General features: G+C 67.0%; 20 protein-coding genes. 6 read left to right on the forward strand and 14 right to left on the reverse strand.

Annotated elements, in window-relative coordinates; translation table 11 throughout:
- Positions 1-3 precede the first annotated feature (3 nt).
- On the forward strand, positions 4-2658 hold the full coding sequence (locus tag TMO_RS20525) for a M66 family metalloprotease (protein WP_014747621.1): 2655 nt from the start codon (positions 4-6) through the stop codon (positions 2656-2658).
- Positions 2659-2691: 33 nt separating this feature from the next.
- On the opposite strand, the gene TMO_RS20530 is transcribed toward TMO_RS20525, so the two are convergent.
- The 6 genes from TMO_RS20530 to TMO_RS29790 form a co-directional block, all read right to left on the reverse strand.
- A complete protein-coding gene (locus tag TMO_RS20530; RefSeq protein WP_014747622.1) occupies positions 2692-4365 on the reverse strand; it encodes an AMP-binding protein in 1674 nt (557 codons plus the stop codon).
- A 64-nt stretch (positions 4366-4429) separates the two neighbouring features.
- Entirely contained in the window at positions 4430-5074 is a 645-nt protein-coding gene (locus tag TMO_RS32355; RefSeq protein ID WP_228382341.1) for a tetratricopeptide repeat protein, read from the reverse strand.
- Positions 5014-5535 (reverse strand): DUF6817 domain-containing protein, encoded by a 522-nt coding sequence (locus TMO_RS32360; RefSeq protein ID WP_014747624.1) that lies wholly within the window; start codon positions 5533-5535, stop codon positions 5014-5016. Before TMO_RS32360 ends, TMO_RS32355 begins: the two co-directional genes overlap by 61 nt.
- A gap of 146 nt (positions 5536-5681) precedes the next feature.
- The gene (locus TMO_RS20540) at positions 5682-6272 is read right to left on the reverse strand and encodes a nucleotidyltransferase family protein (protein ID WP_014747625.1); all 591 of its coding nucleotides are present in this window, start codon (positions 6270-6272) and stop codon (positions 5682-5684) included.
- 287 nt (positions 6273-6559) lie between these two features.
- Positions 6560-7429, reverse strand: a complete 870-nt coding sequence (locus TMO_RS20545) for a sulfotransferase domain-containing protein (RefSeq protein ID WP_014747626.1) — start codon at positions 7427-7429, stop codon at positions 6560-6562.
- Positions 7426-8289 carry an Hpr(Ser) kinase/phosphatase gene (locus tag TMO_RS29790; RefSeq protein ID WP_014747627.1) on the reverse strand — a complete coding sequence of 288 codons (864 nt, stop codon included), beginning with the start codon at positions 8287-8289 and terminating at the stop codon, positions 7426-7428. The genes TMO_RS20545 and TMO_RS29790 overlap by 4 nt, the downstream gene beginning before the upstream one ends.
- Before the next feature lie 87 nt (positions 8290-8376).
- Here TMO_RS29790 and TMO_RS30705 point away from each other — a divergent pair, with 87 nt between their 5' ends.
- Positions 8377-9183 (forward strand): sulfotransferase family protein, encoded by an 807-nt coding sequence (locus tag TMO_RS30705; RefSeq protein WP_081599047.1) that lies wholly within the window; start codon positions 8377-8379, stop codon positions 9181-9183.
- 870 nt (positions 9184-10053) lie between these two features.
- Here the strand turns inward: TMO_RS30705 and TMO_RS29795 are convergent.
- The 6 genes from TMO_RS29795 to TMO_RS20580 all read right to left on the reverse strand — a co-directional run bounded on the left by TMO_RS29795 (position 10054) and on the right by TMO_RS20580 (position 15851).
- Positions 10054-11178: a putative N-acetylglucosaminyltransferase gene (locus TMO_RS29795; protein WP_014747629.1), complete on the reverse strand. Its 1125-nt coding sequence runs from the start codon at positions 11176-11178 to the stop codon at positions 10054-10056.
- Positions 11179-11255: 77 nt separating this feature from the next.
- The gene (locus TMO_RS20560; protein ID WP_014747630.1) at positions 11256-12608 is read right to left on the reverse strand and encodes an MFS transporter; all 1353 of its coding nucleotides are present in this window, start codon (positions 12606-12608) and stop codon (positions 11256-11258) included.
- A 113-nt stretch (positions 12609-12721) separates the two neighbouring features.
- Positions 12722-13780, reverse strand: coding sequence for a gentisate 1,2-dioxygenase (gtdA, locus tag TMO_RS20565; protein ID WP_014747631.1), 1059 nt, complete (start codon positions 13778-13780; stop codon positions 12722-12724).
- Between the two features lie 4 nt (positions 13781-13784).
- Positions 13785-14099 (reverse strand): non-heme iron oxygenase ferredoxin subunit, encoded by a 315-nt coding sequence (locus TMO_RS20570; RefSeq protein ID WP_014747632.1) that lies wholly within the window; start codon positions 14097-14099, stop codon positions 13785-13787.
- A gap of 16 nt (positions 14100-14115) precedes the next feature.
- Positions 14116-14601 carry an aromatic-ring-hydroxylating dioxygenase subunit beta gene (locus TMO_RS20575; RefSeq protein WP_051045573.1) on the reverse strand — a complete coding sequence of 162 codons (486 nt, stop codon included), beginning with the start codon at positions 14599-14601 and terminating at the stop codon, positions 14116-14118.
- Positions 14602-14606: 5 nt separating this feature from the next.
- Positions 14607-15851 (reverse strand): aromatic ring-hydroxylating dioxygenase subunit alpha, encoded by a 1245-nt coding sequence (locus TMO_RS20580; RefSeq protein WP_051045557.1) that lies wholly within the window; start codon positions 15849-15851, stop codon positions 14607-14609.
- Positions 15852-16027: 176 nt separating this feature from the next.
- Between TMO_RS20580 and TMO_RS20585 the strand changes: the two genes are divergently transcribed.
- Positions 16028-17275, forward strand: a complete 1248-nt coding sequence (locus TMO_RS20585) for an NAD(P)/FAD-dependent oxidoreductase (protein ID WP_014747635.1) — start codon at positions 16028-16030, stop codon at positions 17273-17275.
- Here TMO_RS20585 and TMO_RS20590 read toward each other — a convergent pair.
- Positions 17235-18053: an IclR family transcriptional regulator gene (locus tag TMO_RS20590; protein ID WP_014747636.1), complete on the reverse strand. Its 819-nt coding sequence runs from the start codon at positions 18051-18053 to the stop codon at positions 17235-17237. The two genes, TMO_RS20585 and TMO_RS20590, sit on opposite strands and share 41 nt — an antisense overlap.
- 102 nt (positions 18054-18155) lie before the next feature.
- On the opposite strand from TMO_RS20590, the gene maiA reads away from it, so the two are divergent.
- Positions 18156-18797 carry a maleylacetoacetate isomerase gene (maiA, locus tag TMO_RS20595; protein ID WP_014747637.1) on the forward strand — a complete coding sequence of 214 codons (642 nt, stop codon included), beginning with the start codon at positions 18156-18158 and terminating at the stop codon, positions 18795-18797.
- Between the two features lie 44 nt (positions 18798-18841).
- A complete protein-coding gene (locus TMO_RS20600; RefSeq protein WP_014747638.1) occupies positions 18842-19531 on the forward strand; it encodes a fumarylacetoacetate hydrolase family protein in 690 nt (229 codons plus the stop codon).
- Between the two features lie 243 nt (positions 19532-19774).
- Here the strand turns inward: TMO_RS20600 and TMO_RS20605 are convergent, their stop codons facing one another.
- On the reverse strand, positions 19775-20695 hold the full coding sequence (locus TMO_RS20605) for a LysR family transcriptional regulator (RefSeq protein ID WP_014747639.1): 921 nt from the start codon (positions 20693-20695) through the stop codon (positions 19775-19777).
- Positions 20696-20848: 153 nt separating this feature from the next.
- Between TMO_RS20605 and TMO_RS20610 the strand changes: the two genes are divergently transcribed.
- Entirely contained in the window at positions 20849-22348 is a 1500-nt protein-coding gene (locus TMO_RS20610; RefSeq protein WP_014747640.1) for a CoA-acylating methylmalonate-semialdehyde dehydrogenase, read from the forward strand.
- Positions 22349-22457: the final 109 nt, after the last annotated feature.

Here is a 22457-nt window from a genome sequence, read left to right on the forward strand (position 1 = left end):
CCCATGCCCCTGGACGAACCCCCTGCTGCCGACGAGCATGACCGCATCGTCGGTGCGGCGCTGGCTGATCTGCAGCGCAAGGGCCTGGCGCCCGATCACGCCATCCTGCGGGCGCTCGCCGGCCCGGAATCCGAGGCGGCGATTGCCCGGGCGCTGGCCGCAGCGCCGGCCTCTGCGGCACCCGAGGCGCGGATCGCCCCGGGCACGATCGGGTTCACCGACGGCCGGGCGCTGACCATCAACGTGACCGGCGCCCTGCGTGGGGAGGCGTCCTTCGTGCAGCATCACACGGTTGCGGCACGGGGCAATGCGGGCCTGGAACTGCCGACCCTGGTCACCGGCCGTGCCGGGCTGGTGCTGTTCATGCCCGAACAGGCGGCCGGTGCGATCAGCGTCTTCAGGACCGGCCGCCCCGATCAGGCGATCGTGCTCGTCCCGCCCGGCGGGCTGGTGACCTCGGATCAGCCGGCGACCGACAGCCGCGCGCCGCTCGACTACACCACGCGCGCCTGGAGCGCCCGCCTGCCTGCCGCCTGGATGGCCAGCGGGCTCGACCTCACCTTCCGCAGCGATGACGGACGGACCGGCAACCTGCCGGCATCGGGGATCGATTTCGATGCGCCGGCAGAGTTGGTGCTGCAGAACATCCGCATCGGCATGCTGACCGATTATGGCGATCATCACTGGTTCGAGCAGGACCCGGCCATGGCCGGGCTGGACTATTTTCAGAAGATCCCCGTGCGCCGGCTGATCGTCGCGGCCTATCTGCCGGTACGCCTCCAGCCGATCCGGATGCCGGATGGCCGGCTTTACACCACCGCCAGCACCGATCAGGGTGGTGTCTATGATGGCGACATGCGCGAGAACATCGGCAAGGCGATGATCTCGATCGGCATCAACAACGCCAATTTCGGCATCGTCGACACCGCCGGTGCCGAGCAGGTCCAGCCGCAATATTACCGGCAGGTGGTCGTCCACACCAATGTCGGCGTCTATGCCAACGGCGTCCAGGTCCATGGCCTGAGCGGCGGCAACGGCATGGCGACGTTGATTTCGACCGACGGCAACGAATTCTCGCACGAGCTGGGCCATAATCACGGCCTGGGCCACTATCCCGGCGGCGGGCAGTGGTCGGCGCAGAATCCTGCCAGCGGCTGGGGTTATGACGACTGGCGCAGCCGCTTCATCGGCAATCTGTGGTGGGAGGCGGCCCCCCAGGACACCGTCATCGAAGGGGTGACCACGCCGCCCTTCGCCGGCAGCTATACCTTCAACGCCGACCCCATGGCGGGCGGCCGGCCGAGCGGTGCGATCACCCGGCTGACGCTGCACACCGGCTACAGCATCCGGCGCGTTCAGCAGGCTTTTGCCGCCACACCCGTGCCCGATCCGTCGAGTGCGACCGGCTATCGCAAATGGAACCCCGCCAGCCACAGCATGGAGCCCTTCGCACCGGGCGGGCCGAAACCGGTCCATTCCGGCGTGCCGGTGGTCACCCTGGTCGGCTTCTTCGATCCCGATGCCCGCTTCGATACCTTCCTCTGCCCGCTTTACGGCAATTACGGCCAGGTCTTCGACCTGCCGCCGCCGGCATCGACCAGCGGCACGGCGTGGCTGGAAATCTCCGGTCCTGCCGGCACGCGGCGGATCGCGCTCGGCAATGCGCGTCACGCGGCCGGGCAGATGAATAAGTTCCACATCAATCTGCGTCAGAGCGACCTGCCGGTCACGGCGACCTTCGTCGACCGCACCGGGCGCCGGCAGTCCTTCACGGTGCCTGTGCCGCCCGCGGCCCTGCCCGACCCGGTGGTGATCGGCGGCGATGACGGCTGGGAGACGGCGGTGGTGCCGCGCCTGCCCGATTTCACCCGCTGGGCGCCAGAACCGCCAGTGCTGGACAGCGAGCAGGAACTGGAGCGCCAGCTGGCCGACACCTATGGGCCGGTGCACGCCTGGCGGAGCGATGCCCGCAGCGGCCGCCGGCCCGGCGAACTCTATGGCTACGACAATCCCTACAATGGCCGACGGCAGTATTTCCTGCTCAAGGCCGACACCTATTGGTATTTTCCGACCGAGAGTACCGACAACCAGTGGTGGCGGTATCTGGGCGACGCCAATGCCTTCGTCGACCACCGTCCAAACCCGCTGCGGGCCCGCGCTCAGGCTGCCAGCGCCACGCTCGATGCGGCCCTGAAAACCTATTACGGCACGACCCAGCTGGTGACCTGCCCGAGGAGTCGGGCAGAGGCGCCGTCACCCCCGGTGCGGGCCGGCGTCGTTGGGGCGCTGTGGTACGCGGCGGCCAGCCGCCGCTATTTCCTCCAGCGGGTGGCGAGTGCCGGATGCGGGGACCTGCCCGGGACGGCCACCGACAACGCCGCCTTCTGGTATGTTGGGGAGGCGGATGATCTGACGGCCCTGTTCATGCGCCCGATGGCCCGCAGCGAGGCAGACCGCCACCAGGCCGCGTGGTACAGGGTCGACCGTTTCCTCGAATGGGGCGAGCGTGGCGAGGGCACGGTCGGACGCCTGTTCCACTACGAAAATACCTACCGCAACACGCTGGACTATTTCGTTCAGCAGGAAGGCGGTGCCTATTACTTCCCGACCGACCAGGCCAGCGGCGGCGGCTGGCTGTATCTCGGCAGCTTTCGCTGACCCGGCGGTCATGGCGGGGGAGGGGAGGGCGGCTCAGATCGCCGCCCCCTCTTCCTCGGCCTGGCGCATCAGGAATTTCTGGATCTTGCCGGTGACGGTCATCGGCATGTCTTCCACGAAGCGGATGCGGCGCGGGATCTTGAAATGGGCGATGCGGCCTTCGCAGAAGCCCAGCACCGCGGCCTCGGTCAGGCTGCTGCCGTCGGGATTGTCGGCGCGGCGGATCCAGGCGCAGACCTGTTCGCCGTATTTGGCGTCGGCGATGCCGAACACGGCGACGTCCAGAATGCCCGGATGGGTGATCAGGAAGTTTTCGATCTCGACCGGATAGATGTTCTCGCCGCCGCGCAGGATCATGTCCTTCGACCGGCCGACGATGCGGCAGCGGCCGCGTTCGTCGATCACGCCCAGATCGCCGGTGCGCATCCAGCCGCCCGGGGCGATGGCATCGCGGGTGCGGGCCTCGTCGTTCCAATAGCCGGCCATCACGCTGTAGCCGCGGGTGTGCAGCTCGCCCACCGTGCCGACCGGCACCACCCGGTCGTCGCCGTCGACGATACGGACTTCGACGAAGGGATGGATGGTGCCCACCGTCTCGGTGCGGGTTTCAAGATCGGCATCGGCGCGGGTCTGGAAGCTGACCGGGCTGGTTTCGGTCATGCCATAGCAGATGGTGACCTCGCGCATGTTCATCTTCGCGATGACTTCGCGCATGGTCTCGATCGGGCAGGGGGCGCCGGCCATGATGCCGGTGCGCAGCGTCGAAAGGTCGAAGCTCTTGAAATCGGGCAGGGCCAGTTCGGTGATGAACATGGTCGGTACGCCGTGCAGGGCGGTGCAACGCTCGGCCTGCACGGCTTCCAGCGTTGCCCGAGGCTCGAAGGCTTCCGAGGGGAAGACCATGGTCGCGCCATGGGTGATGCAGGCCAGAACCGACAGCACCATGCCGAAGCAGTGATAGAGCGGCACCGGAATGCACAGCCGGTCGGCCTCGGTGAAGCCCATGATCCGGCCGACGAAGAGGCCGTTGTTCAGGATGTTGTTGTGGGTGAGCGTGGCGCCCTTGGGCGATCCGGTGGTGCCGCTGGTGAACTGGATGTTGATCGGGTCGTCCGGACGCAGCGTCGGGATGATCGCGTCCAGCGTCGTCCGCGCCGCCGCATCGGCAAAGCCGGTCAGCGTCTCGAAGCCGATCATCGCGCCGCGGCTCTTACCCAGCGGGATGACGAATTCCAGGTCGGGCAGGCGTGCAGAGCGCCCGCCCGCTTCGGCAAATTCCGGCGCGACCTCCAGCAGCATGTCGACATAGCGCGAGGTCTTGAAGGTCTCGGCCAGCACCAGCGCCCGGCAGCCCGACAGCTTCAGCGCGTGTTCCAGTTCGAAGGTGCGGTAGGCGGGGTTGATGTTGACCAGGATCAGCCCGGCGCGTGCGGTTGCGAACTGGATCAGTACCCATTCCACCCGGTTCGGCGACCAGATGCCGATCCGGTCGCCCGGCTCCAGCCCCAGCCCGATCAGCCCGGCGGCAAGCTCGGTGACCCGGCGGTCGAACTCCGCCCAGCTCCAGCGGACATTCTGGTGCACCACCACCAGCGCATCCCCCTCGGGCCAGGTTTCGGCCGTGCGGGCAAGGGCGGTGCCGATGGTCTCGTAGCGCAGCGGCACATCGCTGGTGCCGCAGACATAGCTCATGGTCAGCTCGGACATGGGAGTATGCCGTCTCGATTTCGGAAAGCGGAATGACGTGATGACGAAGGGCGGCGGGCGGCGCTCAGCTCACCATGCCGAGGGCGATCATGCCGCCCAGGTTTTCGGGCCAGCTGCGCGTGCGGCCGGCCTGCAGCAGCACCCGCGCCCAGGCCACCCAGCCCGACCAGGCGATGCGCTTGTCCCAGGCCGTGCCCCAGGCCGACAGGATGTCGAGCCCGATGCGGGCATGGGCGGCGGCGGTGTCGTAATCGCCCTGGGTCAGCGCGATTTGCGCCAGAACCAGATGCGGTTCTGCGATGTCGGGATTGTGCGCGATCGCGGTTTTCAGCAGCGAAACCGCCGCGACCGGGGTCGAAATCGCATGGGCGCGGGTGACGACCTGCCAGTAGAGCGCCACCGCCGCCATCTCGTCGGCCTGGGTCAGGATGCGGGTGCAACGGTCGAAAACCGGCGGCACGGGCAGGCCGAGATCGGCCGGCAGGTCGCGGAGCGGTCGCGCCATGCGCGAGGCCAGGCTCCAGGCCTCGTTGCTCGGCATCAGCTGGCCGGGCCAGAGCGAGGCGGCCCAGTTCTCTTTCACCGGCTGGCGGGTCTGCCAGGGGAAGCCCTGGAACACGTCGTCCACCCAGCTGTGCCATTGTTCGGTCAGATCGGCGATCGAGACGATCGCGAAGATCGCCGCGTCCTTCTGCGACAGATGCAGCATGCTGCCGTCTGATTTTTCAAGATCGAGCCCCCGGCCGGGATGGCGTCGATCTCGGTCAGCTTCTGCACGAAGCGGGTGCGGGGCATCACGCAGAAGGTGTGGATCAGCCGCTCGGCCTCCTCGCCCACCGCGGCCGCCAGCTCGGCCCGTTTGGCCGAGGCGTCGAACAGCTTCAGGGCCACGAATTCATTGGAATAGACGCTGTGGAACAGGCCCAGCACCCGCACATCGCGCGGCTGGTCCCAAAGGGCCAGGGTGCGGTAGACGTCCAGCAGGTGGTTCTTGAAGGTGCCGGCCTTGTGCCAGGCCTCGCCGGCACTGCGCGAGAACAGAAGGTCGAGCAGGGCGGGCAGCTCGGCATCCACCTTTTCCCAGTCATCGGCCAGAAGGGCCGGCAGCAGCGGGTGGAGCCCGGCGCCGGCCGGTTCAGAAGCAGGGGCGGGGGCAGTCTGGGCGGTCATCGGTCATTCCCTCCGGCGCCGCGTGCCGGCTTCAGGCCGCGGTCATATCTGTTCTTCCAGCAGCAGCCCTCATCCCCAGAGGCCTGCCTGCGTCGGGTATGACACACCCGTTGGCGTTTCGCTGCAAGTGATGTTTGAAAATGCAATCAATTCAGCGGCACGCAAGCCTCCGGCTGGTCGCCTGCCAGCCGCAACAGCGGCCAGCGGTCGCGCCAGCCCTTGTCCTTGACCCGCTGAAGGTGAACCGCATGGCGTGCGGGTGTCATGAAGGCCGGGGTCGGGCGTGCGATGATCGCGAACAGATCCTCCAGCCCATGCGGGGCCGCCACACGCAGCTGCCCGCCTGCTGTCAACTGCACCGCAACGGCGGTCGCCGTCTCGGGCCAATGGCGCATCGCATCCACCGCCGAGGCATAGGGCGGATCGTCATTGCGCAGATGCATGCGCGCCTGATTGTCGACCGACCATCGCACATTTGGACGTATTGCGGACAACTGCGCCTCCAACATCTTGTCCTGTTCGCGATGCGGCCGCAGCGCATCGAACCAGATCACATCGATATCATTGCGGGGCAGTTCCGGATGTCGGCCGTGCAGATGATCCCACACCAGATCACGCACGAAGCCGGCCGCAACCCAGCAATCGGGGAGGCCACATGCGGCAACCTCGCCCAGGATCGACAAATGGGCGGGGGATGCGGTTACAATGGTGATCAGGCGCTGTTCCAGCGTGTCCATGCCGCCCTCTTCTCCGCCCGTCTCAATTTTTCTTTCAGAATCAATGTATTGGAGGCTACCGCATACGAGGTTGCAGGCGGCCGGGCCGCCCTGCCCCGTGCAGCGATCATCGCATGATCACCGGCCTTTCAACAGCCTGAAATCTCCTCAATAAAGTCGATAAGATATAATTATCGGACTTTGATATAAAAGACTATAAAGGCTTCATGACTGAAGAGCTTGCAGCTCCGCCTGATTACAATCATCCCAGAGCCGACCCCGCATCCTTCGCCAGCCAAGATAGAGGTTCAGCCATCCCATCCACCATCGGCCCGATAGCCGAAGCGCTGCATCATATCCGCCGACCGGTCCGCCAACTCCCGTAGCAGGGCCGGATCCGCCGCCTGCCAACCGATACCGCTCCGTCCCGCACGAAAGAACGCCGGCGACCTGCCAGGGCGTTCGCGAAAACCCACACGCCGTTCCTCTGCCTGGAGGCGATCGAAGCGGCAGAACTCGACCGCCTGTGCGATCACCCCGACATCTTCCGTCAGCCCGGCCATCGCTGCGGCCCGGGCGAAGCCGGCGATTGCATCCGCGCGCAGATCTTCATAGCGCAGGCTGATCACCGGCCAGGGCAGATCATCGGCGGTCCACGACGCCGTATGACCGGCCCAACTGCCGACGGTTTCAGGCATCGGCAGCTGCAGCCGGTCCTTGTCTCCGCCGATGCGGTGTGCCGGGTCCAGCAGCGCGCGAATGGTGTCGTCGATCGTCCAGCCCCGATGATGGGCATAGGATGCCGCCACATCGAAGGGATGCCGCACCAGATGGATGACACCGCGCACGATCTCGGGCGGATAGAGCCAGGCGCCGGCATCCGTGCGCCGGGCCGCCTCATGGGTCTTCAGAACCAGCGGCGCATCCGCCGGCTGCCCCTTCACCAGACTCCGAAACACCTCGGGCCAGTAGCGGTCGATTTCTGTGACGGTCAGATCCGACGCTTCGACCGGCCCGAACCGGTCGAAAATCATCCGGCGCTGCACATAAAGGCCGGTTTCGATGTCGTTGATCGAGATCGGCGCCCGAGCGCGGCGGATCAGGTGATCCAGCACCAGCCTCGTCCAGGTGTTACCCGATTTCGGATAACTCGCAATCAGCACCAGCGCCGCCGTCACCGACCGGCCTCCGCGACCCGAGCGGCCAGCCGGTCACAAAGTTCGTCTGGCGATGGCCTGTGCGCAACACCGACGCGCCATACCTGAAGTTGTGCCGCAAGCCGCGTCATCATCGCCATATGCGCCGCCTGCCGGCCCATCGCCCGCACCTGCCGGGGGCGGAACACCTCGGCCGCCAGGGTTTCGAGCCGGTCGACCCCGCTCAATACATCCGTATCCCCGGCCCGGTGCAGATCAAGCAGCACCACATGACCCAGCGCCACCGGCCCCGACATCGGCATCGCCTGGTGCAACACCCGGCCGTGTTGCGGCCGCGCCATGGGCAGTTCCGTGGGGGTGATGCCAAGCATCCGGGCCGCATCCGGCCAAAGCGCCACGATCGGCGTGCCCGGCCAGGCAAGCGGCCGCCCCCGGCCGTCCAGCGTGACCCGAACCACCTCGTCGGCCACGAACCGCCAGCCGCGCCCCAGCAGCATTGCCGCCAGCGTCGACTTGCCGGCCCCCGATGCGCCGCTGATGGCGACCGCCGCCTTGCCCCCGGGGGGCAACAGGCAGGCAGCATGCAATGGCAACTCCCCCCGCTGATGGATCAACCCGGCAAGCGGCGTGCGGACGGCGAAATAGTCCAGATCTGCGTCGGACGCCCCGGCCTCGCCGGCGATCAGAAGCCGCCGCCCCTCCTCGGCCAGGAATCGGCCAATGCCGGGCATGCGGACCAGCAACCGGTCGGCCGTCGCCTCGACGAACCCGTTCACCGGCACCGCCCCGGCCAGATGGTCGGGAAGAGCCTCGACCCGGCGGATGTCCACATCCGGAAGGTCGGGGCAGGATGTGATCGGCGGCGTCGACGAAGCGGGCATAACGATCCTGAGCTGACTGACTGCGATTTTGCCGTTATACAATGACACCTGCCCGGTGGTACAGCCGCCGCCAAAACCGAAGTTGCCATGTTTATAGTCCGCGATTTTATGCGCTCCCGGACGCTTCCTGACCTGCTGATTCTTGGTGCCCAGCGATCCGGCACAACTTGGCTGTATAATATACTTGCCTCGCATCCTGAGGTTGCCGTCGGCCAGGTCAAAGAGTCACAGGCTCTTACCTTGTTCTGGCCAGAGGCATATGATGTCTGGTCCCGCCTGCTGCCGCCACGCCGCGGCCACCACGACCGGCGGTTGCGGATCGATGCCAGCCCCTACATGCTCGCCCATCCGCTTGCCCCGGTCCGAGCGGCACAGATTTTCCCCAAGCCGCCGAAGATGATCGTGCTCCTGCGTGATCCGGTCGTCCGCGCCTGGTCACATTACTGCCATGAATTGGCTGCCGGCCGCGAATTTCTGGGGTTTACGGAGGCGTTGCAGACGGAGGCGGAGCGGCTTTCAGGCGAGGCTGAACGCTTCGACCGGATCGTTCGTGGGCTTGAGCGAGACAGGCCGGATATGCCGCATCAATGCTGGTCCTATATCGAAAGAGGCCGCTACGCCCCCCAGCTGGATCGATGGCGCCGTCATTTTCCGTCTGGATCTCTGCTGATCCTTCGATCGGAAGATCTGTTCAAAGCTCCAGGGCCCACCCTCGCCACGGTTGGCGCCTTTCTCGGTCTTGATGGGCTGTCACTTCCCACAAACGAACTCAAACGCAATGCCGGGCCCGTCCATCCGATGCCTGATGCAGCTCAAGCCCTGCTTCGACAACACCTGCCCGACGGCCCGGCATGGCATGATGCCTACAATAATATGATGACGCCCACTCCATGATGGACAAGCCAAGATCGTTTATCTATCCTGGAGGAGATTACTCTATAACTTGCACAGGAGGGCAACCAAATGACCGATCGGATTTCTCCGCCCGCGCACACGAATGCCGCGGACAACACCTCACAGGGCCAATCGGTCTGGGCGCGCCCGGTATTGCGGCCCCTGATGATCGCCTCCGAGACGCTGACTGGCGTTGCTTATGGCAGTGATGGCAATTGTGGGTCTTGATTGAAAAACTGACGCCATCACCCGCCGGACCTGTCTTCAGGCATCATGGGAGTGCCTGTGCGCAGGCAGGTGCGGCCGAGGATGTGCCCCCGACTCGTCCCACCTCTCCAGCACCAAAGCCGGTAATATGCGCCCGGGATGGGCATCGATCGGGATAGTCGGGTTCCTGGCGCAATGGTCCGACCTCGTCGGCGTCTGGCTTCCGTAGGGCGCCGTAGCCCTGAACTGCATTAGAGTTTCGCTTATTCCTTGCACATACAGGCACTAGCGGATGCCCCGGAGAATCCCTCCTCAGACCTCATGCAACATGAGAAGCAACGATATTTCTGATTGAAACGATCACTGCTGTCGGCTTCCGCAGCCAGATGTTTGTGCAGTGCAGCGATATCCGTGATATGCTAATTACCTCTCGCTCATTGATCGGACTCTCGACATGAAAAGCTACATCTCATCCACCTCGCATCATCAGTCGGTTGGTGGTCATGGGCATGAGGACGGGGCGCAGCCCAGCTGGTCACGGCCGGTTCTGCGACCGCTGGCGATCGCCTCGGATACGCTGAACAACTACTCGAACTCAGGCGGTGACGGTATCGGCTGCGTGTCGTAACTGCCGCGACCGGGCCTGCTGTTCAGGCCTGGCCCTCAGACGTGATGTGACTGCCCGATCGGCGCTGCCCCCGCCGCATCGCGGCGGTGCATGATCAGCCGCCGGACCCGCCGCGCCACCGCTTCCAGCGCCAGAGCCGGCAACAGAAGCGGTAGCACGCGCCCGAAATGGCGATCGATCCGGGCAATCCGTGCATCGGGCTGCCGGCTGGTCGATCGCCGGGCAGCGTGGTTGCGCAGGATGCCCCGCGCCAGCCGGCCGCGGCCAACCGCCGGTTCCACCGGCGCCCCCGCCTCGGCCAGGCGGGTCATCAGCCGGCCGATATCCGCCGGCACCGGCCCCTTCGGCACCTCGGCATACCACCAGCCCTTGTGATGCATGCCATGGGTGCGGCAGCGCTCCAGATGGTGCGGATCGGTGGTACGGTTTGTGGCCAGATCGGCATGGGCGAACCGGCGGAATTTCCAGGCCGGACGCGCCGACGGATCGACATACGAGAAATGCCGGCCGGCGCCCGGAATGACCGGCGCGGCATGCAGCCCCCTGCGCAGGGCCTGCATCGATCGCGGCGGCAGGCCGCGGGCCGGATCGCCCAGAATATCCATCACCCGCACGACCACGCCCGGTGCACAGAACCACATCGGGTCCAGCGCCTCCCAACGCCCGGGCTTCAGCCGCGGCAGCGCCGTCGCAAAGGGCAGCGTCGGATCGGCACAGCAGGGCGAACGCGGCCCCAGGCGCAGCGGATGCTCGTAATGGCGGGTCATGCCCAGCCGCATCGGCCGCTCCAGCCCGTCGCGTTTCAGCCGGCGCAGCACCGCCGGATCGGGGATCTCGTCCACATCCAGGATCAGCACCAGATCGTCGGGACGCGCATCCTGCAGCGCAAAAACCGCCGCATTGCGCTGAAAGGCCTCGCGATCCCAACCCGAACTGTCGGCCGGCCCCAGCCGGGGCAAGCCGACATGGCGGATGCGGGCGGCCAGATCCGGCCGCGTGGCCCGCGCTTCCGCCCAGGCGAGCGGTTTGGATGCCCCCTGCATGGTCTGAGCCCCTTCGACCAGAATATGCTGGTCGACCACGCCATCGAGTTCCGCGATGCGATGCGCCAGCATGACGAATTCGCCGTCGAACAGGAAGCAGTCATAGATGCGGCGCATCGGCCATCCTTCGGAACACGGCAGGGCCGGCCCGTCATCCGGGCCGACCCATTCTTAGCCGATGATCCGGCGGGTGATCAATGCGCCAGCGTCGGTGCCGCTGCCGGAGCGCCTGCATGGCCATGCCGGCGCAGTGCGAAGACGGCAGCCGAGGCGAGCAGGGCCGGCACCACGGCGGCCATCACCACCCATTCGGTGCTCCAGCCCGCGCCGATCAGCAGGCCGCCGGCCACCGGGCCGATGATCGAGCCGATCCGGCCGACCCCCAGCGCCCAGCCGACACCGGTGGAGCGGATCGCAGTCGGGTAGACGCCGGCCGTCAGCGCATTCATGCCGATCTGCGCGCCGACCACGCCATAGCCCGCCAGGAAGGTGGCCGGCATCAGGATCCAGAGATCCGAGGCACCGAGTGCCACCAGCGCGATGAAGCCGGCCGAGGCGGCATAGGCCGAACCCAGCACCAGATGCGGGTTCAGCCGGTCGATCATCCGACCAAGGGTGATGGCGCCGACCACGCCGCCGAAATTCAGGATCGCGGTCGACAGAATGGCGATCTGGAGCGGCAGCCCGGCGCCGCGCAGCAGCGAAGGCAGCCAGTTCACCAGGAAATACATCACCAGCAGGTTCATGAAGAAGGCGACCCAGAGCAGCAGGGTCACCCGGGCGCGACCGTCTTCGAACAGCTTGCGGACCGGAAAGCCCATGGCCTTCGGCTCGTTCAGCACATAGCTCCGGGGGCCGCCGGCCGCGATCGCGGGGTCGAGCCGGCGCATGATCCGGTCGATCTTTTCGGCCGGCGCCCCGCGCGCAACCAGATAGCGCACCGATTCCGGCAGCATCACGATCAGCAGCACCAGCACCACCAGCGGCGCGATGCCGCCCAGGATGAACACCGAATGCCAGCCGAAGGCGGCGATCATCGGCGCCGAGAGCACGCCGCCGATGGTGGAGCCCAGCGGAAAGCCGCAGAACATCACCGTCACCAGCGTGGCGCGCAGCCGCGCCGGGGCATATTCCGAGGTCAGCGCGATGATGTTGGGCATCGCCCCGCCCAGGCCCAGACCGGTCAGGAAGCGATAGAGCAGCAGCTCGTTCATCGTGCCGGCCCAGGCAGTGATCAGCGAGAACACGCCGAAAATCGCCATCGAGACCAGGATCACGCTCTTGCGCCCGAAGCGGTCGGCCGCAGGGCTGAGTACGAAGGCGCCGACGGTCAGACCGGCGAGGCCGGCGCCGAAGATCGGCCCGAAACTGGCCATGCTCATCTGCCAGTCTTCGGCGATGACCGGTGCGACATAGGCGATCGCCTGGGTGTCGAAACCGTCGAGTAGTGCGATTAGCGCACAAAGTGCCGTGATTGCGAACTGGAACCTGCCGAACCGCGCGCGTTCGATCACTGCGGTCACGTCTATGGTCTCTGGCCGGGACATAGCCCCCTCCTCCCATGTCTACCCACGTCTTCTGTCATATCGCCCGATTCCGCGGCGCCCTGGCCGGCGCCGCGCCCGGATCTTCGCCGTCAATCTCATCTTCGCCTTTGATGTCAGGCGTTTGTGACCGCCTCGCGGTAAAGGCCGAGCTTTTCCTGCGCGGCCCGGTCGGAGTAGCCGAACAGCACCAGCCGGCTGTCCGCCCTGATCGTCACCTCGCGCCAGGACGGCACGACCAGCAGGTCGCGTTCCGCCAGCGTGAAGACCTCGTCGCCTACCTTCGCCTCGCCCCTTCCTTCGACCACCACATAGATCGTGCCGTCGGACGACCGCCGCGGCCTGGTCTCGAACCCCGCCGGCAGCAGCCGGACATGGGCGGCGATGGTCGGCATCACCGGCCCGCCGGTGGCGGGGTTCAGGAATTCGAGCGCATGGCCCAGCACCGGATCCGGCGCCTCGGCCGCCGCCAGATCGGCGAGCGCCGCCGACCACTCGGCATAAGGGTAGTGAAACAGCGGCTGTGCCGCCGGCCGGCGATCGGCGGTGCTGCCGCGCAGCGGCCGAAGATTGCGGCCATAGCGGCGCGTGCTGTCGCCCGGCGCCACGGTCTCGGGATGTTCCGCAGCCTCCAGCCGCTCCGCGAAACTGGCGTCGAAATGGCGCACGGTCGGGATGTCGAGCCCGTCCAGCCAGATCATCGGCTGGCCGGAATGATTGCCGTGGTCATGCCACTGCCAGTTCGGCGTCAGCACCAGATCGAAGGGCCGCATCACCGCCTTTTCGCCATCGACCGCGGTATAGGCGCCATCGCCTTCCATCACGAAACGCAGCGCCGACTGGCTGTGGCGATGACAGGGCGCCACCTCCCCCGGCAGGATCAGCTGCAACCCGGCATACAGGCTGGGGGTGATGCCGGACGATCCCGGCAGGCCCGGATTCTCCAGGATCAGCACCCGGCGTTCGGCCTGTTCGGCGCTGATCAGATCCCCCGCCCGCAACAGATGATCGCGGGCCGAGGCATAATCCCACTTCCACGCCTGCGCGGGTGAGCGCGGCGTGGGCGTCACCAGCGCCGACAGCACTTCCCACAAGGGATACAGGCTCTTGGGCCGCATCTCCTCGTAAAGCCGGTCCAGCTGGGCGCGGGCGTCATTGGGCAGGGGAGCGGTCATCGGATCAGCCCTCCTCGACCATCACATGCAGCACGCCGTCTTCCACCCGCACCGGATAGGTGCGGATGGCTTCGGTGCAGGGGGCGCCACACGGCGCGCCCGTGCGCACATCGAACAATCCCTGATGCAGCGGACATTCGATCATGTGCCCGTCCAGATAGCCGTCGGACAGGAAGGCGCGGCCATGGGTGCAGAGATCGTCGGTGGCGAAGAATTCACCCTCGACCTCGTAGAAGGCGATGCGGCGCCCGGCCGCTTCGGCGCAGGCCACGCCCTCATCGGCGAGACGCGCGGTCTCGATGGTCTTGATCCAGCTCATTCTGGCTCGTCCTTGCTTACGCCGGATAAATCAGGCTGTTCGGGATCATCTCGCTGTCGATCACCACGATCCGCTCGGCGAAGTACAGCCGGCCGTCCTCCTCGACGATCCGGTCGTGGCAGACCGCCGAAAGGACGATTTCCGACTGTCTGTCGATCAGCGTCTGCACGATCAGCAGATTGTGGCGGGTGCGGATGCCCTCGGGCCCGGCGCTGATCCGGAGCGGCCCGGGGAAGCGGCGGTAATAGCGCGGCGCATACATCTGGGTGGTGGTCAGCCCTGTCACCCGGTCCTGCAGCATACCGCGGCTTTCCGCCTGCATGGTCGACAGCGTGTAGCCCCGCTCGAAATTCTCCCGCGGGATCACCCGGTAGAGGCAATCGGCCATGAAGAAGTCGGGCCAGTCCGTCAGCCGCACATCGTCCAGCGTGTCGTAATAGGCGTCGTAGAGGTCGCGGACCCGGCCGCGCAGGGCGATATCGGTCTCAGCAGTCCTGATCATCGCGGTCACAGCCCCATCACCTCCCGCCAGTAGCGATACATCGACCGGATCGCGGTTTCGGTGACCATGTAATCGGTCGGCGCAATCTCGCGGCCGCCCATCATCACCAGCGCCTCTTCCATGTCCGAGGGCGTGAAGCCCTGCTGGCTCATCTCGATGATCTCGCCGTCATCGGCCGAGACGAAGCCGGCCGGGCCGAACAGATTGGCCTGGCGCGTGCGGCGCAGCTTCATTTCCGGCGTATCGTCGGCATAGCACCAATGGGTCCAGTGGAAATCGAACCCGGCCGGCCCCTTGGGCACGATCTGGCGCGAGGTCAGCGAATTGACCTGCTGCTGCAGGATCACGCTCGGGAAGACGGTGATCATGCCGACCGTGTCCTCGCCCGGGAATTCCTTCACGACATCCAGGATGCGCGGATCGGCCAGTTTCAGATCGCCCTGGAAATTGCGCAGATCCGCGGTGACGTCGTTCACCTCCTGCTCGCCCTTGCGGCTGATCAGGATGCCGTGACGGCCGGTCTCGTCGATATCGACCGCGGATTTCTGATCGGCGCGGAACAGGCCGAAGGTGACGAAGAATACATGCAGCAGACCCGCATGGTACGGGTCCTTGATGTTTTCCATCATCAGCTTCCAGTTCGCCGGAATGTGCTGGCGGTTATAGCCCAGCACCTCCAGCTTCCGGCCGTCATAGACCCGGGTGTAATGGGCCCAGAACTTCTCGCCCAGATACTCCCGGAAGGGCGGGGTGTCGTCGGAAAAGGTCGCCCAGACCACGCCGTTCACCACTTCGACGCGCAGCCGGTTCAGGCCGTGATTGCCGGGGTCGAAATCCCGCGGCATGCCGCCCTGGCGCTTCACGCCGCGGCGGAAGGGCACGCCGATCAGATTGCCCCTCAGGTCATAGGCCCATTGGTGATAGGGGCAGAGCAGATCCTTGGTATGGCCCTGGCGCGCCTGGCAGAACTTTACGCCGCGATGCGCACAACGGTTCTCCACCACGCTGATCTCGTCTTCGGCAGAGCGCACCACGATCACCGGGCGTTCGCCCAGCGTGGTGGTCTTGAAATCGCCGACATCGGGGATCTCGCATTCCAGCGCGCAATAGAGCCAGTGCGGCCCGTACCAGATGCGCTGAAGCTCCCGCTGATAGACGTCCTGATCGGTATAGACCCAGTACGGCACCTTGCCGGCATCGCCGGTGTCCCACACGCGGCCGTTCCGGGCGCAAGCGTTGGTCTCCGCCATTCCCGCCTCCCTTGGGCGGCGCCCCCTCGTCCCGGGTTGCCGCCTGTTGTATTGCATATCGTGTGAGACTTAGTATGATATGCAACAACGCGACGTCAAGACGGTTCGTCGAAAATGGAATGCCGGCCATGCCGGATCGTCATGAACCGGCACCGTCCTTCAGGGAGTTGAATGGAATGAGCGCAGGCGTGGTCATCATCGGCGCCGGCCAGGCCGGCGGCCGGGCGGCACTGACGCTCAGGGAGAAGGGCTATGCCGGGCCGGTGACGCTGATCGGCGATGAACCGGTCCCGCCTTACGAGCGCCCGCCCCTGTCGAAAGACATGCTGATCGACCCGGAGACCCGCCCCACCTGGCTGGTGCCGGCGGAGGCCTGGGCGGCGCAGGATATCCGGCTGATGACCGGCCGGGCGGCGATGGCGGTCGATCGTGCCGCGCGGCAGGTGCGGCTGGATGACGGCAGCCTGCTCGACTATGACCGGCTGATCTTCGCAACCGGCAGCCGGCCGCGCCGTCTGCCCTTCCGGGTCTCGCGCCTGGCCGATCTGCGCACGCTGGGTGACGTCGAATCGCTCGCGGCCCGCGCCGTCGGCGCCCGATCCGTTCTCGTGATCGGCGGCGGGGTGATCGGGCTGGAGGTCGCGGCGACCCTGGTGCAGAAGGGGCTGGAGGTGACGGTGGTCGAGATCGGCTCGCGCCTTCTCGGCCGCAACTTTCCGGCACCGGTGGCGGCGGCCCTGGCCCGGCGCCATGCGGCCGAAGGCGTCACCCTGCTGACCGGCCGCCGGATCCGGGATCTGGCCGACACGGCCGCGGGCATCCGCGCCGTGCTGTCCGACGGGCAGGTGATCACCGCCGATTTCGCCGTCGCCGGCATCGGCGTCGTCCCCGAAACCGGCCTCGCCCAGGCGGCCGGACTGGTGGTCGATGACGGCATCGTGGTCGATCAGGACATGCGCACGGCCGATCCCGCGGTGTTCGCGATCGGCGATGTGGCGGCACAGCCGGGGCCGGATGGCCGGTCCCTGCGCTGCGAAACCTGGCAGAATGCCAACATCACCGCCGAACGCGCGGTGGCGGCGATTCTGGGCAGCCCTTTGCCCGCCCCCGAAACGCCCTGGTTCTGGACCGATCAATACGATCTGAACGTCCAGCTCGCCGGCGTCACCGGGCCCGAGGCCGACACTGCGCGGATCGTCGAACAGCGGGCCGGCGCCGGCCGGCTGTTCCTGGTGCTGGACGGCGACCGGCTGATCGGGGCGGCGGGCATCAATGCCGGCCGCGACATGGCCGCCTGCCGGCGGCTGATCACCGCCGGCATTCACCTGCCGCCCGGGATGACCGCGTCCGACAGCTTCGATGCAAAGGCGGCGCGCGGCCTGCTCAGCCCGGCTGCGGCCAGCGCCCGCCCAGCCTATGCGTAACCTCGCGCGCGGCCGCAATCAGCATGTCGCGGGCGGCGGTATCGCCGTCGCGGCCGAAATTCGGCGAGGCGATGATCGACAGGGCCAGCACCAGCTGGCCCTGAAGATTGAACACCGGCGCCGCGAAGGCCCGCAGCCCCGGCGCGGTGGTGCCGTCCACCGCGGCCGACAGCTCACGCCTTGTCTGCGCCCGCATCGCATCGATGTCGACCGGCCCTTCGGAGCGGTCGCGCGCCAGTTCGCGCTGCAGCAGGTCGGACACGAACCCCTCGTTCAGGAAGGCGAGGAAGATCCGGCCGGTGGCAGATTGGGTGAGCGAGAGATGCGAGCCGATGGTGAGCATGGTGTAGACCGGCGGATTGCCGGGGTACCAGCGGATGATGGTCGGGCCGGTTTCGGCCCAGACCGCAATCAGCACGGTGCGGCCGCTGGCGGCCACCAGCTCCTGCGCCGCCCGGCTCGCCTCTTCGAACATGTCGAGCCGGCCCATGGCGGCCAGCCCGAGGCGCAGCGCGCCGGTGTGCAGATCATACAGCGCCGTCGCCGGGTCCTGGCGCAGGAAGCCGGTGTTCACGAAACTCGCCAGATAGCGATGAGCCTGACTGACCGACTGGCCGCTGGCCCGGGAGATATCAGTCAAAGAGCTGGGCCGCCCCAGCCGGACCAGGGCATCGAGCACGCCCATGCCGATTTCGACCGACTGGATGCCCTTGCGCTTGGTGTCGCCGCCGGCACCTCGTCTGCCGCCGGACCTGGCTCCCGCCTGCTTCGCCTCCATCGCCCGCCCGTTCTCCTGCTGACGGCTGCCGCCTGATGCAGCGCACCATAGCCCCCGCGCCCCGGCCGGGCAACGGGGCCCAGCGACATCCGGAGTTGCATCTTGAAGGTCTACGGCTATTTCCGCTCCTCCGCCTCGTACCGGCTGCGCATCGCCCTCAACCTGAAGGGGCTGGCGCCGGATCAGGCCTTCGTGCATCTGCGCCGGGGCGAGCAGCGCGCCCCCGATTATCTGGCGCTCAATCCCGAAGGTCTGGTGCCGGCCCTCGTCACCGATGACGGCCAGGTGCTGACCCAGTCACTCGCGATCATCGAATGGCTGGACGAGCGTTTCCCCCTGCCCCGGCTGCTGCCCGAAGATGCCGACGGTCGCGCCAGGGTGCGCGCGATCGCGCTCGCCATCGCCTGCGACATCCACCCGATCGACAATCTGCGCGTGCTGACCTATCTCCGCGACCGGCTGGGGTTGGACCAGGCCGCGCGCGACGCCTGGTATGGCCATTGGGTCGCCGAGGGGCTGACGGCGCTGGAAGCGCGCCTCGCCCGCGATCCCGCAACCGGCCGCTTCTGCCATGGCGATGCGCCGTCGCTCGCCGATATCTGCCTGGTGCCGCAACTGGCCAATGCCGCCCGCATGGGCTGCCCGCTCGACGCTTACCCGACGCTGACCCGCATCGCAGACGCCGCCGGCACCCTCCCCGCCTTCGCCGCTGCGGCGCCGGGGCGGCAGCCGGATGCGGAATGAGGCGTGACGGCCCGAACAGACCACCCCACGTCAAGGACACCCCGATGACCACCTGCCTCTTCGACCCCGCCCCCACCCCGCTCGCCGACGTCAAAGGCACCGAGGCGCGCTATCCCGTCCGCCGGATCTTCTGCGTCGGCCGCAATTATGAAGCCCATGCCCGCGAGATGGGCGTGGTGGTCGATCGCGAGGCGCCGTTCTATTTCACCAAATCCGCGCTCGCTTACGTGCCGTCGGGATCCACCATCCCCTACCCGCCCGGCACGGAGAATTATCATTACGAAATGGAGCTGGTGGTGGCGATCGGCAAAGCCGGCTTCGAGATCGCGCCCGATGACGCCCTTTCCCATGTCTTCGGCTATGCCTGCGGCCTGGACATGACCCGGCGCGACCTGCAGCTGGCGGCGCGCGCGAAACAGCGGCCCTGGGATCTGGGCAAGGATTTCGAGCAGTCGGCCGTGCTGTCGCCGATCGTGCCGGTGGCCGAAAGCGGCCATCCGACCGGGGGCCTGCTGGAACTGCGCGTCGACGGCGAGACCCGCCAGTCAACCGATCTGTCGCTGCTGGTCTGGTCGGTGGCCGAGCTGATCGCCCATCTGTCGCGCTTCTACCATCTGGAGCCCGGCGATCTGATCTATACCGGCACGCCCGAAGGCGTCGGCCCGGTGGTGGCCGGCCAGACCATCGAAGGCTCGATCGAAGGCCTGGGCGGCATTTCGCTGACCATCGCCTGATCGCCCGGGTTGAGGGCGAGCGGTCGCACGAGCGGGGTGGCACAGGGCTTGCCACCCCCCTGCCCTGGCTGGCTTACCGGCCGTAGATGACATGTCATGCACCTCGCCGCAGCAACGCTGCGAGTCTTTCTTTGTCTAAGGACGATAATGTTGCCGCAAGCTGCCGCATCGGCCGGGCTTGACGGTTGCCGGTGATTTTCAGCCAGATCTTTCAAGATTGCGCAATCTGGATGAAAAGCCGGATCAGCCGCCGCGCACGAAGCGGTCGCGGGTTTCGCGGAAGCGCCGGACCAGGAAATCGCGGCAGACCGCGATCCGCGCCAGATGATGCGTGTCCGGATGGGTCAGCAGGTGATAGCGACGGCGGAAGGTCAGCCCGGGCAGGATCGGCACCAGATCGGGGGCGTCGCGCACCGCGAAATCATGCAGGATGCCGATGCCCACCCCGGCGCGGATCGCCTCCATCTGCCCGACCACGCCGGCGCAGCGGAACTCGCGTGGCCCCAACTCCCGCGATCCATACTCGCGTGATCCATACCGTGTCAGGGCCCGGCCGTAATCCAGCGACGAGGCATAGGCGTAATCCTCCACCCCCGTCACCACCACATGGCCGGCCAGATCCTCGGGCGTCTCCGGCACGCCGGCACGTTCCAGATAGGACCGGGCGGCATAGACGCCCAGCGTATAGTCGCCGAGGGCGGTCACCAGCAGCCGCCCCTCGGCCGGCGGGTCAAGGCAGACGGCCAGATCCGCCTCGCGTTTCGACAGCGAGAAGGTGCGGGGCAGCGGTACCAGCTCAATCACCAGATCCGGATGCATGGCCCCCAGCCGGCCGAGTTCGGCGGCCAGGAACCAGGTGCCGAGCCCGTCGGGCGCCCCCACCCGCACCACGCCCGACGGCGCGGCACCCTGGGCGCGAGTCTCTTCGGCGATGCCGAAAATCTCGGTCTCGACCCGCTCCGCCGCCGCCAGAAGCCGCTCTCCGGCCTCGGTGAGCGTCGCGCCCGAGGGCCGGCGCTCGAACAATGGCTGGCCGAGCGAGGCTTCGAGCGCATCGAGCCTGCGGGCGACGGTCGCATGGTTCAGCCCCAGCCCCCGCGCCGCGGCCAGAATCTGGCCGCGCCGGGCGATGGCGAGGAAGACGCGGAGATGGTCCCAGTTCATTGGATGCGGAAACTCCGTCAGGATCAGGCTTCAAATATCGCACAACAGCTTCTCGATATCTCCGGTTTCTGTGCACCGGATCATCCACCATCATCACCCCATCAGAGGGGGCCGGCCCCCCGGACGGCGTCATCCATGCGAAGGTGAGCGGAGATGGTCAGGAAGATCGGGCATTACATCGGCGGCCGGCAGGTGCCGGGTGCGGCGGCGCGGACCGTGGCATCGTTCAACCCGGCGACCGGTGAGCAGAGCGGCGAGGTGGCGCTGGCCTCCGCAGCCGAAGTGCGCGCCGCGGTCGAGGCCGCGAAGGCGGCCGCCCCCGACTGGGCCGAGACCACGCCGCTGCGCCGGGCGCGGATCCTGAACCGCTTCCTGCACATCCTGGAAGAGCGCATCGACGAGCTGGCCGCCGTGATCACCGCCGAGCACGGCAAGGTGCTCTCGGATGCCAAGGGCGAGATCCAGCGCGGCATGGAGGTGGTCGAATTCGCGACCGCAGCCCCCCAGCTGCTGAAGAGCGAGATGACCGAGAATGTCGGCACGAAGGTCGACAGCCATGCGCTGCGCCAGCCGCTGGGCGTCGTGGCCGGCATCACGCCGTTCAACTTCCCGGCCATGGTGCCGATGTGGATGTTCCCGGTGGCGCTGGCCTGCGGCAACACCTTCATCCTGAAGCCGTCGGAGCGCGACCCCTCGGCGGCGCTGCTGCTGGCCGAATGGCTGACCGAGGCGGGGCTGCCGGCCGGCGTGTTCAACGTCGTCCAGGGCGACAAGGAAGCCGTCGACGCCATCCTGACCGATCCGGATATCGAGGCGGTGAGCTTCGTGGGCTCCACCCCCATCGCCCGCTACATCTACCAGACCGCCACCGCCGCCGGTAAGCGCTGCCAGGCGCTGGGCGGCGCCAAGAACCACATGATCGTCATGCCCGATGCCGATATGGACCAGGCGGTCGATGCGCTGATGGGGGCCGCCTATGGCTCGGCCGGCGAGCGCTGCATGGCGATTTCGGTGGCCGTGCCGGTGGGCGAGGCCACGGCCGATGCGCTGGTCGAAAAGCTGGTGCCGCGCATCCAGGCGCTGAAGGTCGGCCCCGGCACCGATCCCGAGGCCGAGATGGGCCCGCTGGTCACCCGCGCCCATCGCGACAAGGTGGAAAACTACATCGATCAGGGCGTCGCCGAAGGCGCCGAGCTGGTGGTCGACGGCCGCAATCTGCGCCTGCAGGGCTATGAGGACGGCTATTTCACCGGCGCCACCCTGTTCGACCGCGTCACCACCGACATGACGATCTACAAGGAAGAAATTTTTGGCCCGGTGCTGTCGGTGGTCCGTGCCGAAAGCTACGAGCAGGCGGCGGGCTGGATCAACGCCCATGAATACGGCAACGGCACCGCGATCTTCACCCGCGACGGCGATGCGGCGCGTGAATTCGCCCACCGGATCAAGGTCGGCATGGTCGGCGTGAACGTGCCGATCCCGGTGCCGATGGCGTTCCATTCCTTCGGCGGCTGGAAGGCGTCGCTGTTCGGCGACCACCACATGCACGGCCCCGAAGGCGTGCGCTTCTACACCCGCCTCAAGACCATCACCACCCGCTGGCCGACCGGCATCCGCGCCGGCGCCGAATTCGCCATGCCGACCATGAAGTAACCGCGGCACGGCACATCCGACCCCGGGCAGCGACCGCACCCCCCCGCACCTCCCCCCTTGCGGTCCGCCCGGACCGGAACGGCCCCCGGCTCCCGACCGGGGGCCGTTC

Source organism: Tistrella mobilis KA081020-065, from assembly GCF_000264455.2.
GTDB classification, from domain to species: domain Bacteria; phylum Pseudomonadota; class Alphaproteobacteria; order Tistrellales; family Tistrellaceae; genus Tistrella; species Tistrella mobilis.